The sequence below is a fragment of the Novosphingobium sp. BL-S-19 genome (assembly GCF_055521675.1).
The window spans coordinates 203,562-218,674 of the sequence record NZ_CM145497.1; the positions used below are offsets into that span (position 1 = coordinate 203,562).

At 63.2% G+C, this 15,113-nt stretch carries 11 protein-coding genes; 4 read left to right on the top strand and 7 right to left on the bottom strand.

Annotated features, from left to right (window positions below; all coding sequences use genetic code 11):
• Window positions 1–2,190, top strand: a complete 2,190-nt coding sequence (paoC, locus tag ACZ1JV_RS00890; protein ID WP_465149212.1) for an aldehyde oxidoreductase molybdenum-binding subunit PaoC — start codon at window positions 1–3, stop codon at window positions 2,188–2,190.
• A 61-nt stretch (window positions 2,191–2,251) separates the two neighbouring features.
• Here the strand turns inward: paoC and ACZ1JV_RS00895 are convergent, their stop codons facing one another.
• The gene (locus ACZ1JV_RS00895) at window positions 2,252–3,352 is read right to left on the bottom strand and encodes an NAD(P)/FAD-dependent oxidoreductase (protein ID WP_465149213.1); all 1,101 of its coding nucleotides are present in this window, start codon (window positions 3,350–3,352) and stop codon (window positions 2,252–2,254) included.
• Window positions 3,353–3,608: 256 nt separating this feature from the next.
• Here ACZ1JV_RS00895 and ACZ1JV_RS00900 point away from each other — a divergent pair, with 256 nt between their 5' ends.
• Entirely contained in the window at window positions 3,609–4,538 is a 930-nt protein-coding gene (locus tag ACZ1JV_RS00900; protein ID WP_465149214.1) for an alpha/beta fold hydrolase, read from the top strand.
• 108 nt (window positions 4,539–4,646) lie between these two features.
• Window positions 4,647–5,384, top strand: coding sequence for a hypothetical protein (locus tag ACZ1JV_RS00905; protein WP_465149215.1), 738 nt, complete (start codon window positions 4,647–4,649; stop codon window positions 5,382–5,384).
• Between the two features lie 175 nt (window positions 5,385–5,559).
• Here the strand turns inward: ACZ1JV_RS00905 and ACZ1JV_RS00910 are convergent, their stop codons facing one another.
• Together ACZ1JV_RS00910 and ACZ1JV_RS00915 are read right to left on the bottom strand one after the other, a co-directional pair.
• A complete protein-coding gene (locus ACZ1JV_RS00910; RefSeq protein ID WP_465139214.1) occupies window positions 5,560–5,817 on the bottom strand; it encodes a hypothetical protein in 258 nt (85 codons plus the stop codon).
• Between the two features lie 53 nt (window positions 5,818–5,870).
• Window positions 5,871–7,571 carry a thiamine pyrophosphate-binding protein gene (locus ACZ1JV_RS00915; RefSeq protein ID WP_465149216.1) on the bottom strand — a complete coding sequence of 567 codons (1,701 nt, stop codon included), beginning with the start codon at window positions 7,569–7,571 and terminating at the stop codon, window positions 5,871–5,873.
• A gap of 320 nt (window positions 7,572–7,891) precedes the next feature.
• Here ACZ1JV_RS00915 and ACZ1JV_RS00920 point away from each other — a divergent pair, with 320 nt between their 5' ends.
• On the top strand, window positions 7,892–9,091 hold the full coding sequence (locus tag ACZ1JV_RS00920; RefSeq protein ID WP_465149217.1) for a mechanosensitive ion channel family protein: 1,200 nt from the start codon (window positions 7,892–7,894) through the stop codon (window positions 9,089–9,091).
• Between the two features lie 81 nt (window positions 9,092–9,172).
• Here ACZ1JV_RS00920 and ACZ1JV_RS00925 read toward each other — a convergent pair whose 3' ends face one another.
• The 4 genes from ACZ1JV_RS00925 to ACZ1JV_RS00940 form a co-directional block, all read right to left on the bottom strand.
• On the bottom strand, window positions 9,173–10,132 hold the full coding sequence (locus ACZ1JV_RS00925) for a response regulator (protein WP_465149218.1): 960 nt from the start codon (window positions 10,130–10,132) through the stop codon (window positions 9,173–9,175).
• Entirely contained in the window at window positions 10,116–11,642 is a 1,527-nt protein-coding gene (locus ACZ1JV_RS00930) for an ATP-binding response regulator (protein ID WP_465149219.1), read from the bottom strand. Before ACZ1JV_RS00930 ends, ACZ1JV_RS00925 begins: the two co-directional genes overlap by 17 nt.
• Before the next feature lie 192 nt (window positions 11,643–11,834).
• Complete coding sequence (locus ACZ1JV_RS00935) at window positions 11,835–12,176, bottom strand: 2Fe-2S iron-sulfur cluster-binding protein (protein WP_465149220.1); 342 nt, start codon at window positions 12,174–12,176, stop codon at window positions 11,835–11,837.
• Window positions 12,177–12,629: 453 nt separating this feature from the next.
• Entirely contained in the window at window positions 12,630–15,104 is a 2,475-nt protein-coding gene (locus ACZ1JV_RS00940; RefSeq protein ID WP_465149221.1) for a TonB-dependent receptor, read from the bottom strand.
• Window positions 15,105–15,113 lie beyond the last annotated feature (9 nt).

Sequence of the window (15,113 nt, forward strand, 5' to 3'; positions counted from 1 at the left end):
ATGAAATTCGACGCTGCCGCAGGCGAAAATCTTTTCGACCGCTCCAAGGTCGTCGGCCAGTCAACCCCGCGCATTGATGGCCCGCTGAAAACCACCGGCACGGCGCCCTATGCCTATGAACGGCATGATGTGGCGGAGAATCAGGCCTATGGCTACATCGTCGGCGCCGCCATCGCCAAGGGCCGCATCGTCGCCATGGACACGTCGCACGCCCGCGCCGCGCCGGGCGTTCTGGCAGTGGTTGCCGCGCCCGAGACCAAGCCCGTGGGCAAGGGCATATCGAACAACGCCCCGCTGTTCGGCGGCAGCGAGATATCGCATTACCACCAGGCCGTGGCCTGTGTAGTGGCCGAAACGTTCGAGCAGGCGCGCGCTGCCGCCGCGCTTATCCGCACGCAATACCAGCATGCGCAAGGCAGCTTCGATCTGGCCAGCGCCGCGCCCACCGCGCCGCTGGCGAAGGGTGACGGCGACAAGCCCGACAAGGAAACGCTGGGCGACTTCGAAAGCGCGTTCGCCGCAGCCCCGGTCACCCTGGACGCCCGCTACACCACGTCCGACGAAAGCCATGCGATGATGGAGCCACATGCCACCATCGCCGCCTGGCAGGGCGATCAGTTGACGCTGTGGACCTCGAACCAGATGATCGCCTGGGCCAAGCGCAGCATCGCGACCATCCTCGACATCGACGCGGCCAAGGTGCGCATCGTTTCGCCTTATATCGGCGGCGGTTTCGGCGGGAAGCTGTTCGTCCGCGCCGATGCCGTGCTGGCGGCGCTGGGCGCCCGTGCCGCCGGTCGACCGGTCAAGGTGGCGCTGCAGCGCCCGCTGATGGCGAACAACACCACGCATCGCCATGCCACGATCCAGCGCTTGCGCCTCGGCGCCGGTCGCGACGGCCTGATCACCGCCATCGCGCACGAGAACTGGTCGGGCAATCTGAATGGCGAGGATGGCGAGAACGGCACCCAGCAAACGCCCAAACTTTACGCCGGTGCCAACCGGCTCGTCGCCAACTACATTGCCACGCTGGACTTGCCCGAAGGCAATGCCATGCGCGCGCCGGGCGAAGCGCCGGGCCACCTCGCGCTGGAGGTGGCGATGGACGAACTGGCCGAAAAGCTGGGCATGGATCCGATCGAATTGCGCATCCGCAACGAACCGGAAGTCGTTCCCGGCGGCTCCGGCAAGCGCTTTTCGGACCGCAACCTGGTGCGCTGTCTGAAGGAAGGGGCGGAACGCTTCGGCTGGTCCCGCCGCAACCCGCGCCCTGGGCAAGTGCGCGAAGGCAAGTGGCTGATCGGTATGGGCGTTGCCGCTGGCTATCGCGGCGCCCCCACCATGCAATCGGGCGCCCGGGTCCGGCTGGACGCTGCAGGCCGGCTGACGGTAGAAACCGACATGACCGATATCGGCACCGGGTCCTACACGATCATCGCGCAGACCGCCGCCGAAGTCATGGGCCTGCCGCTCGACAAGGTGACAGTGACGCTGGGCGATTCCGCATCCCCTGCCTCTTCGGGGTCGGGCGGGCAATGGGGCGCGGCCAGTTCGACGGCCGGCGTCTACGCCGCCTGCGTCAACTTGCGCCGGACGATCGGGCAAAAGCTGGGTTTCGATGGAGATGCCGCGCTTTTTGCGGGCGGGCGGATCATGGCGGGCAATCGCGCATTTGCTTTGTCGGACGCCGGCGAAGTCTCGGCCGAAGACACGATCACGTTCGGCGCGTTCAAGCGTGACTACGACGTAGGCACCTATGCCGGCCATTTCTGCGAAGTGGCGGTCAACGCCTATACCGGCGAATGCCGCATCCGCCGGATGCTTGCGGTGTGCGACGCAGGCCGCATCCTCAATCCGCTGTCCGCGCGCAGCCAGGTCATCGGCGCGATGGTCATGGCCGCAGGGGCGGCGCTGATGGAGGAACTGGCGGTGGACAAGCGGTTCGGCTTCTTCGTGAATCACGATCTTGCCGGATACGAAGTGCCTGTCCATGCCGACATCCCGCACCAGGAAGTGATCTTTCTGGACACGCTGGACCCGATCGTTTCGCCCATGAAGGCCAAGGGCGTGGGCGAGCTGGGAATCTGCGGGCCGGGCGCCGCCGTCGCCAACGCGCTCTACAACGCCACCGGCGCGCGGGTGCGCGATTATCCGATCACCCTGGACAAATATCTGGACCGGCTGGCGTAGCGGCGCATGATCGGGCGCCGGTCGCAGACCGGCGCCGTTAGGCCAACACGGATCGGCGCATTCAGGCAGGCGCCCCCAGCATGGCCGTCACCCGTGCGGCGATGGCCATGGAGGACGTAAGCCCGGGCGATTCAATGCCGAACAGGTTGACCAGCCCGTGCAGCCCGTGAACGTCCTCGCCTTGCAGCACGAAGTCTGCCGCCGCCATGCCGGGGCCGGAAAGCTTGGGCCGGATGCCGGCATAGGCAGGCTGTAGCCGGTCCTCTTCCGCACCCGCCCAGATCCGCCGCGCCGCCGCCAAAAATTCGCCCTTGAGCGCCGGGTCCACCGTATAGTCGATTTCGTCGACCCAATGGATATCCGGCCCGAAGCGCGCCTGCCCGCCAAGGTCCAGAGTGAAATGCGTGCCAAGGCTGGCCGGCCCGGGAACGGGATAAATCAGCCGCGTGAACGGCACCCGGCCGCTATAGGTGAAATAACAGCCCTTGGCGAAAAACAGCGGCGGCACCAGCCCGGGGTCGAGCGCATCGATCCCACGGGCGAGCGTCTGGGCACCAAGCCCCGCGGCATTGACGAGGATCGGCGCGCGCACGCGCGTTTCACCCACGGCGACCTCCCACCCGGACGCGGTTCGTACGATGGCGCCAACCGGCGCATCGCACACCAGCATCGCGCCGTGGGCCTCCGCCTCGCCCAGCAGCGCCAGCATCAATCCGTGCTGGTCGACTATCCCGCTGGAGGGCGAATGGATCGCGCCAAGGCACGCCAGTTCCGGCTCCATCGCACGGACCTGGGCCGGATCGAGCCGAACCAGATCGTCCACCCCGGCAGCGGCGCCGCGTGCCATCACCGTGTCGAGCGCCGCGAGTTCCGCCTCGGCGGTCGCGATGATCAGCTTGCCGCAGCGCCGATGGTCCACACCGCGCTTTTCGCAGAAATCGTAAAGGAGGTGCTTGCCCTCCACACAAAGCTGCGCCTTCAGCGATCCGTCTGCGTAGTAAAGGCCTGCGTGGATGACCCCGCTGTTGCGCGACGATGTGATCGTTCCGAACTGCCGTTCGCGTTCAAGCACCAATACTTCGTGCCCGGCGATCGCCAGTGCCCGCGCCACGGCAAGCCCCACAACCCCCGCCCCGATCACGATCGCGCCCGTATCTTCCATGCCCATCACAGTACCCTGTGATCCGATCCGGTCGAGCCAATTCTTGCCCCCCTTGGCTATCCCGTTTTGCAACCGAAGGTTGAGATCGATCCCCGATGACAAGCCCCAAGTCATGGATATTTCAACAGAGATTGCATCATGATGGAAAAGATGTCAGTCGTTGTTATGTGCATGGCCCAGCCGACATGGACGCAAGAGACACGACCACCGGGCCAAGATCAGCGACAGTACAGGGACACATTCAAGGGGGAACAGAATGAAACGCGCGACCATCGCTACGCTTGCCGTTTTTCTCTCGCTTTGCGCCATATTGCCGGCTGCGGCGCAGGACTTCGTGTTCCCCGCCGGATTTCGAACGGAAGAGATCGCCACCAACGGCACCACGCTGCACGTGCGGGTGGGTGGGTCGGGCCCGGCCGTGCTACTGATCCACGGCTATGGCGATACCGGCGACATGTGGCAGCCGCTGGCGGCCGCGCTGATGCGCGATCACACGGTTATCGTTCCGGATCTGCGCGGCCTGGGCCTGTCGGCAACGGCCACCGCCGGCTTCACCAAGAAGAACCAGGCCGAAGACATGGCGGGCGTGCTCGACAGGCTTGGTGTCAAAAAGGCCGATGTGGTGGGCCACGATATCGGCAACATGGTGGCCTTCGCCTTCGCGGAAGCGCATCCCGATCGCACGTCGCGCCTGGTCATGATGGACGCGCCCGTGCCCGGAGTGGGCCCTTGGGACGAGATTCTGAAAAACCCTCTGCTCTGGCACTTTCGCTTCGGCGGACCTGACATGGAACGGCTCGTTGCCGGCCGCGAGCGTATCTATCTGGACCGTTTCTGGAACGATTTCGCAGCAAGCCGCACCGCCTTTCCCGAAAGCGCGCGCGTTCATTACGCGAAGCTCTATGCCGCCCCCGGGCGCATGCACGCCGGCTTTTCGCAGTTCGCGGCTTTCGATCAGGACGTGATCGACAACCGCGCCTCCGTCGCGCGCGGTCCTTTGCCGATGCCGGTGCTGGCGATCGGCGGCGGCCACTCGCTGGGCTCCACGATGGCAGCCATCATGCGCACCGCCGCCGGCAATGTGACGGAACTGGTCGTCCCCGATTCCGGTCACTGGTTGATGGAAGAACAGCCCAAGCAGACGGTCGATGCCATCTCGACATTCCTGCGCAAGAACCCGGCCTGACAATATCGAACAAGCTGCACCGATTAATCTATTTTCATCGGCGCAGCCACGAATTGTTAAGAAGCGCGACCTAGCCCTCCGCCAATAAGTGCGACAGTAGGGGGCGAGATGATAAAGCGGACGGTGGCTGTGGCGGCAGTTGTACTTGGCGGCGCTTATATGTTGGGGGCGCTTGGCCCCAGCAGTTATTCGCGGGACGTAGGGCGGCCCGAAAGCGAAGTCATGGCCGCGCTGGCGGATCTGGACATTACCGCGCAGCCCGGCGCACCGGGAAGCACGGCGGAACAGGCAGGTGGCGTTCGGCCGACTTTCCGGCTGGAAAGGGCGGCCGACCACATGACATGGTACGTCATGAGCGGCGACAAGGTGGCCACCGCGATGACCGCGCATTTCGAACCGTTCGACAATGGCCGGCAAACCCACGTCACCACCAGTGTAGAGCGTGGCGACGCGCCCGACGATTTCGTCTCCCCGGCCTTTCGCTCACGCGGGCTGACCATGGGGCTGTTCGGAATGGCGCTGGAGGATGAACTGAACAAGCTGGTCCAGCCCCATTCCTACAATGTGGCGACGTGCGACCAGATCATCGCCGACTTCCAGCGAGCGAACGAAGCAGCAGGGATCGAGCGGCCCCATGATCTGTCACAAGCGGTCAGCGGAACGGCAAAGGCGATCATGCGGATGCAGGCTGTCGAGGCGGAGTTGCGGCGCAACGGATGCCCTGTCAACGGCAACGGGCGGGATTTCAGGCCGGCACAATCGTCGATGGGCGGCAGTTCTCAATCGATGACCGATGACGGTGCGAACGGGGGCGGCTGGGGGCCGACGACGACCGCCGCAAATTAGGCCATAAGCTCATAAACGCAGGCCATAGCCGCCGGCAAAAAGCGAAAATTCGCGGCACCGGTCCGCTCCGCCAGCCTCCCGGGGCAGGAACGGCCTCCGGGTGGTGGCGACGGGAAGCGGGAGGCGGGTGGGGCCACCTCAAGAACTGCCCTCTCGCGCATTCTCGAACGGCAACTCATTCGTCTTCGTAATCGTCGTCCTCGAAATCCTCCGGCAGATCGTCGCCTTCATATTCCCCGCTGAGGAACTGCAGCGGATCGAGGTCCAGATGGGTCACGACCTCTCGCCGCGTGGCGAGGACGGACACTTCCTCGCCATCTTCCATTTCGATGATGGTAACCTGATCGTCACGCCCATCGGCAAGATCGACAACCTCGACCGAATTGATCTCTACCTCATCGCCATCGGGCGTTTCGAACATGTATTTCGGCATCGTTCGCTCCTGCTTTACTAGTTAACAGCGGCCCGCGGTTTCGCACGGCGCGCTCAGGTCTGCGGATGGCGTATGCCGCGCCAGGCCTCGCGGACTTTGGCTATGCCGAAACGCAGAACCTGGGCCGGGTCTATATGCGGCATCGTCGGCAACTCGTCCGGATCGACGATTGCGTGAAGGATGGCTGGGCCGGGTGCGGCCAGGAACTGGGCGACCGTCTGATCGAGCAGCGCGGGATCGCGAACCGTGAACCCCTGCGCGCCGCATGCCCGGGCAAATGCGGCAAAGTCCAAGTTCGGAAATGTCGTGCCTTTGGCCGCCGGCAGAGAGGCCGCCTCCATCTCGAGATGCACCAGCCCCCATTCGGCATTGTCATAGACCACGATCTTGACCGGCAATTGATGCTCGACGCTGGTCATGAATTCGCCGAGCAGCATCGTCATGCCCCCGTCGCCGACGTGCGCGATTACCTGCCTTGAGCGGTCCAGCAATTGCGCACCGTTGGCGAGACCCAGCCCCGTGCCGACAGCCGCATTGTTGAACGACCCGGTGTTGCGCTGTCTGCCGCTCTGGCGCCACCAGTTTGCCGCCCAGAGCGTCACTTCGCCGGTATCGGTGACGATGATCGCATCATCGGCGGCGTGATCGCTGATCGCGCGCGCCAGCGCCGGTGGGTGAAGCTTGCCCGGGGTGCGTGCGACGTCGGCACGCTTGTCCAGCATCGCGTTCCATTCGTCCCGCGAGGTCTGTGCCTTTTCGAGGAATGCCCTGTCGGTGCGGGCGGGAAGTTGCTCCAGCAACATCGACAATGCGGGGCGCACGGAGCCGACGATGCCCAGCGCCACCGGCGCGCGCCTCCCCAGCGCCAAAGCACGCTCATCGATCTGGATGACACGGCCGTGCGTGGGCAGGAATTCGGAATAGGGGTAATCGGTTCCCAGCATGAACAGCAGATCCGCGCCGTTGATGGCGTCCACCCCGGCCCTGGAACCGATCAGCCCCACCCCGCCGATCCAGTTGGGATGATCGAAGGGCAGAATGTCCTTTCCCCGGAACGTATGCATGAGGGGCGCTTGCAGCCGATCGGCGAGTTGTTCCAGTTCCGGGCCTGCGCCGTGACAGCCATGCCCGCAAAAGACGGCGACGGTCTTCGCCTCGCCGATCATCCGCGCGGCTTCGGCGATGTCGACCCGGTCCGGCGCAATTTCCGGCCGGGGCCGTAGCACGGCCAAGCTCGCCACATCGCTTGCCGCCTTTGCAGCGAACACGTCCGGAGGAACGTTGATATGCGCCACGCCCCGTTCGGCATAGGCGGCGGCGATGGCCTCGCGAATGACCGCGGGGGCTTGCTCCGGCGCGCCGATCACCTGACTGTAAACCGCCACATCCCGAAATAGCAGGGCCGGATCGTCTTCCTGCAGATAATCGGTTCCCCGCTTCTCTGCGGGCACGCCGCCGGTGATCGCAAGGACGGGCGCATGATCCTTGCGCGCTTCATACAGTCCGGCGACGAGGTGATTGCCGCCGGGGCCGGTCGTTCCGCAGCATACACCCAGGCGCCCGGTCAATTTCGCCTGCCCGGTGGCCGCGAGCGCGCCCCCTTCTTCATGACGCACCCCGATCCAATCGATCCCATCCGCAGCGTCCAGGGCATGGGTGAAAGGGTTCAGGGCATCGCCCACCACGCCAAACACATGGCGAACGCCCAGTTGCGCAAGAGTATCGACCAGCAATTCGGCAACGGTTCGCGACATGGAGAAACCTCTTTCGTGGCGTTTACGGCGTGGAAACGCGCTATCGCGCCATACGCTCCCTCACTCTGCCGCTTCTTGTCCCGGATCTCCGATAAGCCCGCCGATCCACGGCGATCGCGGCCTGTCGGGCGATGCACGCGGAACCTTGCCGGGGGCCCGATCGTTGTAAAGCCAGCGGAATCACGAAGATCGACACGTAGCGGCGATCTTGCCAAGAAGCTTGAAGTCCGGCGCCATGAGCGCCTGACCCCTCATCATGATCGCGCGCGGTGCGATCCACCCCAGGTCGATAGCCTCAAGCACAGGATGACGAACACCCGATGAGCGTTGGCACTACCCCACCCTCCTCGCCGCAGACCAATGCCGAACTGGAGCTGCAGGCGCATGAGCTATGGGCCGGCAGTTTGGCCTGGGTTCACACTTATTGGCTGCAGATCATCATTTCAGCCGCGATTGCCGCAAGCATCGTGGCGGGTCTTTACGCCTTGCGCCGTCTGGGCGGGCGCCTCTGCCGCCCGAACCGGGGGCGCGGCGAGTGGCAGACGATCGTCGGCAGGGTGATTACCAAGACCACCAATTATTTCATCATCATGGTCGCCGTCCGCGCGGTGGACGGTTATGCCCAGACACCTGCTGCGGTGGACCGGGTGATCATCTTTCTGTTCACCGTCGCGGCCGTCCTCCAGGGTGCGATCTGGGCCCGCGAATGCATTCTTGGCCTGATCGAACACAAGACCTCTGCCGATCACTTTCGCGGAGAGGCGATCATCAATGCCATGGGGCTAATCCGTCTGCTTGTCAGCGTCGTGGTTTTCGCCGTTGCCGCAGTGGTCCTGCTGGACAACATCGGCGTAAACGTAACGGGTCTGGTCGCGGGTCTTGGCGTCGGCGGCATTGCCATCGGCCTGGCCGCTCAGGGGATATTCGCCGATCTGTTCGCGGCGCTGGCCATCATCTTCGATCGTCCCTTCAACAAGGGCGACCAGATCAGCTTCGACAACAGCTCGGGAACGATCGAGGCAATCGGGCTCAAATCCACACGAATTCGGGCCTATACCGGCGAATTGCGGATCATCGCCAACAAGAACCTGCTCGACAAGGAAATCCTGAACGTCAGTGGCAGGGACCACATCCGCCTCCCGTTCACGATCGGCGTGGCCTACGAAACGCCGCCCGACACCTTGGCGCGCGTACCTGCGATCCTTGCAGAACTTGCCGAGGCCGCAGGCGGCAAGGCCGCGCGCGCCGGATTTGAAAGCTTCGGCCCCAGTTCGCTGGACTTCAGCCTGCTCGTCGACGTTCCCGGCAAGGATTGGGGAATCGCCCACCCGCTGCGCGATCGGCTGATGGTTTCAATCATCCGCAGGTTTGCGCAGGAAGGCATCACGATCCCTTATCCGACGCAAACGTCCTACACCGCTGCGCCGGACGGCCACCTGGTGCTGCCCTATCCGGACGACCGACCACAAGAGGCCACGAGCACGCAAGACCGTCCGCGCCAAGGGCTCTCTGCCAGATGATGTGGGCCGATGAGTGGATAGGCAGACTAGCCGGTGGGGCTAGCCTACCCGGTCCGTTTGCTAGCTCGGGCCGTTCGTCCGTTACACGAACGCGCCGCCGGAACCGTCTAGCGAGTTTGCCAATGTCGTGACCGCGATCGCCGTGGCCGAAGCGCGATTTTCAACGCCCATCTTCTCGAAAATCTGTTCCAGGTGCTTGTTGACCGTCCGCGGGCTTATGGCCAGAATCTCGCTCACTTCCCGGTTCTGCTTGCCGCGGCTGATCCACAGCAGAACTTCGGATTCCCGCGATGTCAGGCCCAATCGGGTTGCCAATATGCGCTGCTCTTCTCCTTCGCGGCGCTCGGCAAGACGGAACAGCCAATGATTGGCGGAAGTGCGCCGCAAAAACGTCATCTCCAGCGTGCTCTCCCCGCTTTTGACCGAGATGCAGGTCCCCGGCGCGGCGTCGCTGCCCTGAAACTGCTGGACCGCCACACGGAACGGGGCCGGCAAAGCCCGGGGGGTTGCCCTCCACTCCGGAAACAACCGCTCCATCATCTCGCGTGCCATGGGCGTCAGCCAATGCGGAGCGCCCGAGGGATCGATCGACAGAGCAGGGCGGCCGCTGGTATCCAGTGCCACCTGACTGGCATGGGCTACGCGCGCGTTCGACAGGTGAATGCGGATGCGCGCGAGCAATTCCTCGACGACGATCGGCTTTCTGACGTAGTCGATGGCGCCCGAATTGAGTGCCCGCACCACATCGTCGGTCTCGGTCAATCCGGTCATGAAGATGATCGGCAAATGCTGAAACGCCGTATTGGCCTTGATCCGGCGGGTCGTCTCAAACCCGTCCATCTTCGGCATCAAGGCATCCATCAGGATCAGATCGGGTGTCACATGCTGCAGCGCGTTGATGGCAGCCAGACCGTCCTTCGCGACCAGCACCGTCATGTGTGCAAGGGACAGCGTAGTCGTCAGAAACCGCAACGATTCAGGCGTATCGTCAACGACGAGAATCGTCGGCTTTCTATCGTCGCGATCATCCCGGTCCGGCATTTTCGATCTTCTCGATGATGGAGCCGAAGTCGAAATTCGTCAGGCTCTCCCGCAATGTCGCGGCGAACCAGGAGGCAGCCGGGATTGCCTGCTCCAGTTCGGCAAGCTGTTTCTCGAACCGCAGCACATGTCCGATCTGTGCGGATCGCCTAAGCCGGTCCAGATAAGGGCGCGCTTCGAGCGGAACAGGCGCGGTGCCCTGTGCATCGCTTGGCGGCGGAACAGGCGCGGCATAGTTCCACTGCAGCCCCAATTGCTGCTGCAGCGTTGCGAACAGGGCCTTGAAGGCAATCGGCTTGCCGACGAACGCATCGTAGGCATCGCCCTCCCCTCCATCGGGATCTGCATATATCGCGTTGGCAGAAACCATGACGATCTTCAGCGCCGCGTCGTGGGCGCGGCGCAACCTTCTTGCGGTTTCCCAGCCATCGATACCTGGCATCTCGACGTCGAGTAGCACGATGTCCGGAGAGCATCGCTTGACCAGATCGAGCCCCTCCTCGCCGGTTCTAGCGACATGGACGACGAAGCCCACCGATTCCAGCAAGGACTTCGTTGCGGCACGTTGCTCGGGGTCGTCCTCGACGATCACAACGCTGCGCTTCGGTCCCTGATAGCTGTCGATGAGCCGCGATGCCGCCTCGTCCCCGGCAGGGGTGGTTGGTGACAACATCAGCTTCAATCGGAAACGACTGCCCTGCCCCGGCGTGCTCGTCGCGGTAATGTCCCCGCCCAGCACTTGGGCGAGCACGCGGGTGATGGTCAATCCAAGCCCTATTCCGGGCTGCGCCTGAACGCTGCTCGAATTGCCTCTTTCGAATGCCTCGAACACCCGCTCCATGTCGGCGGGCTCTATGCCGATGCCGGTATCGACCACATCGATGGTCGCAACTTCGTTGCGGTAGGAAACCACGACGTCGATGCTGCCGGCCTCGGTGTATTTGATCGCATTGGAAACAAGGTTAATCAGCACCTGCTTGAGGCGCTTTTCATCCGTCTTGACCAACGCGGGAAGATTATTGCCGACACTCAACGTCAAATCGAGCCCCTTGGCGATCGCCTGGGCCCGGAACATGGAAATGATCTGCCCCAGCAGGGCCCGTATGCCGATCACACCCGATCTGATCTTCAGGACACCGCTCTCGATCCGGGAGATTTCGAGGAGGCTTTCCGCCAGATTGGTAAGGTGATCCACCGACCGCCGGATCGCGGCACCGGCCTCCGCGCCGGTTACCGCATCGCCGCGTTCCAACAGCTGAGCGTAACCGTAAATTGCGTTCAACGGCGACCGGATTTCGTGGCTGACGGCCACAAGATATCGGGATTTGGCCTCATTGGCCGCTTCGGCAGCCGCCTTGGCGCGCTGGAGTTCCGCGATGGGCAGTTCCGCAGGTCCCGCAAGCGTCGGCGAGATATCCGCGCCAACCTTCCGATCCCGAGACTCGTCCGGAATTGATTGGCCGTCCGGATGGCGGCGACTGTCGCCTGACCTCACCATCAACAAACTCATAGCTGCCTGATCAATTCGATATCGCGGCGCCCGCGGGCGGGGCGCGGAATCCCGGCGGCCGCCCTTCTGGAAGCCAGGGCCCTCATGATGGAACCCTGGGGCAGCGACACGTCTCTGCGGCTTGCCACTTCGAACAGGATTCCAATCGTTTGCATGCCCATGGCTTCCTCCTGAATCAGTCCCGCGCCGGGTTCACTCCTGCGGCGCGATAACGAGGCGCAGTCCGCTGAGTTCGTTCGAAACCCGGACCTGACACGACAGGCGGGAACCGTCCGCCCGATGGGGCGAATCTTCCAGCAACTGGAATTCGTCTTCGGACATCGGCGGCAGCAAGGACACGAAGCCGGGATCGACATGGACGTGGCAGCTTGCGCAGGAACAGCAGCCACCGCAAAACGCTGGAATATCGTCGATCCCGGCATTGCGGATGATTTCCATGAGGGAACTTCCGGCCTCACCCTCAATCTTGCGATCGTTGCCCGCTAGATCGGTGACCACAAACTGTACCGTGTCCTGCTGCAAATTCACTGTCATGGCTACGTTTCTCCAATTATTGGCGACCTGACCCCGGAGCGATATTCCGGGGGGAAGAATTCTCGGCTCCTACGCGCTCCTCCTTGCAGCATCGTCCTGTTGATGAAGGGGAGGCAGAAGCACCTGCGTCGTGACAAACTCCGCCACGATCCTATCGAGCTGACAGAAAAGCTGGCTCGGCAGTCTCATGCTGAGACGCGCAAGGCTGGCGGGCGACGCGTTTTTCACGTCATGGATACTGAATATTATTACCTTTCATGTCAATGGTAATACTCGCCTTGCACCGATTTGATACGGCGCCGCGCGGCGATCCTGACGCGGCTCAGCTGCCGCGAAGGCGGGAGTTCCTGTTCGCATGACGCAAAACGCCGCCCGGTCACGAGACCGGACGGCGTCAAGAGCGTTTTCCCGCCTATCCGGCGACGCGAATGGGCTGCGGGAATGTGCTGCGGTTCAGAAACGGCCGCGCAGTTCTGCGCCGATGGTACGAGGCTGGATCACCCCGTAGCCATAAGAGCGGATCAGCACGCCGTCATTGGAGCGCGCCAGCGTGTAATCGTTGGACACGCTGGTGACCGCATACTTGTCGAAGATATTGTCGGCAAAGAGCGACAGTTCCAGATCGGCCGTCTTGTAGGTGATCGAGGCGCGACTGGTGGAGTAACCCGGAATCACCTCGCCATAGCCGCGCAGGCCGGTGGTGGAATAGGTGTTGCTGCGGGCAGCGGTGCTCCACATCAGGTCCAGTTCCGAATCGTCGTCAAGCGGCAGCACATAGCTCGCAGTGATCGATCCGGCATGTTTCGACGTGCCGGGCAGCCGATCCCCGGCAAAGGCATCGCCCGCGCCCGGAACATCGAAGCCGTTGCTGAGGCCGCCGATCAGGCCCGGCGCATCCTTGGTCAGCTTGGCGTCGAGGTAGGTGTAGTTACCCGAGAGATTGAACCGGCCAAGCGCCAACGCCAGCGTGGCCTCCACACCGCGGCTGCGCGCGCCGCCCGCGTTGGCGGTGATGCCAACTGCACCGTTCGCCGTCTGGCTGGCCAGCTGCAGGTTGGTCCAGTCGATGTTGTAGACGTCCACCGTGCCCTGCAACATCTTGTCGAACAGGTTGAAGCGGATTCCGGCTTCATAGTTCTTGGTTTCGTCGGGCCCGTAAGACAGTTCGTTCGGAAGCGCGCAGACGTTCTGGCCGGCGGGCAACGGGACGATACAGGGCGCCACGCGGTTGACGCCGCCGATGCGGTAGCCGGTGGAATATGTGGCATAGGCGAACAGTTCGGGGCTGAATTCGTAAGACGCATTCAGCTTGTAGACGAAACCGTCGTCCTTGGTCGAACCGCTGCGAATGCGCGAAGGATCGAACTGGATCAGCGGATAAGGCGTGCGGCGGCGCCCGCCGGAGGTGAGCGGCGTGTCGGTCGCGCCCGAGATATAGGACTTGTACTTGTAGTAGCGCAGACCGCCGGTGACCTGCAGTTTGGACGTGATGTGCCAGGTCGCTTCGCCGAAGCCGGCGGCTTCCTTGGTGTAAGTGTCTGTGAAGGAGATATATTCCAGGCCGTCCGGACGGTAGATGCCGGCCCATTCGGGATAGCCCGGCAGGCGCTCAGCGCTGAACGTGTAAGCCTTGTAGTGGTTGTAGAAGCCGCCGATCAGCCAGTCGATCGGTCCGCCGTGGGTGGAGACAAGGCGCAGTTCCTGGTTGAATTGCTTGGGATCGCTGTCCGACGTGGTCGTGCCCGCAAAGCTCGGGAACAGTTCGTAATCGTAGTCCAGATCGAGCAGCAGGTCGGCGATGTCGCTCTGGCTATAAAGGTGCTGCTTGGAATAGGCGGTGGCGGAAACGAGCTGGGCGATATCGCCGATATCGGCCTCGATTTCGGCGGCGAACATCTCCGTCTTGCGGGTTGCCGGCTGCGGAACGCGGGCGCCGTTTTCGTATTTGCCGGTGCCAAGGACACCGCGGCAGTCGGCATAGACGCATTCGCCGTCCGGGAAAGGGACGCCGTTCGGATTCAGCGTATATGTCGCGCCATAGCCGCCATTGGTCTGGGTGCCGTGGGTCTTGGTCTGCTGGCGGATGTAGCTGAAAGTGGGGCGCAGCCAGCCGAAGTCGAAGCCCAGCTGCGCGCGGACGGAGTAGGTGTTCTCGTCATTGAGATCCTTGCCGCGATAGAGGTTGGCCGCCACCGCCGCGGGATCGTTGAAATCGGGCTGCGGCAACGAGACGCCCAGCTGGCGCACCAGATAGGGCGAATCCATGAAGCCAGGATCGCGGAAGTAACCGCCGGTGACGCGCAATGCGACCTTGTCGGTTACGATCGGCACGTTGACGGTGCCATCGAACACCGTTCCCACGCCGCTGGAGTGCGCGACGTCATAGATGCGGCTATGTGCTTCCACCTCGAACTTGCTGAAATTCGGGCGGTTGGGAATGTAGCGGATCGCGCCGGCCAGCGTGCCAAGGCCATAGAGCGTGCCCTGCGGCCCAAGCAGCGTTTCCACGCGGTTGATGTCGAGGAACTTGAAATCGACGTAGAGCGGAATTTCACCGAGATAGACGCCCACCGCGGTGCTGCGGTTGGAACCGCCCGGCCCGCTGGAGGTAATGCCGCGCATGATGATGTTGTTGGCGGTGCGCGGGCCGGTGTCGGGAACCGTCAGGCCGGGCGTGTAGAGGCCGATATCGCCGATGTCGTCCAGCCGCTTGGCTTCCAGCGATCCCTGGTCGATAGCGGAAATGTTGATCGGTGCGGTCTGCAACGAGACGGTACGCCGCGTCGCGGTAACCTCGATCTCGTTGAGGCCCTGCCCCTGGTCCGTTTCGGCATCAGGCTGCTGCTGTGCCAGTGCAGGCGTGGCGATGACGCCCGCCAGGAAGGTTGCCGAAAGCAGCCGAAGCTGCGTCCGCTTACGCTTTGTCATATTTGCCCC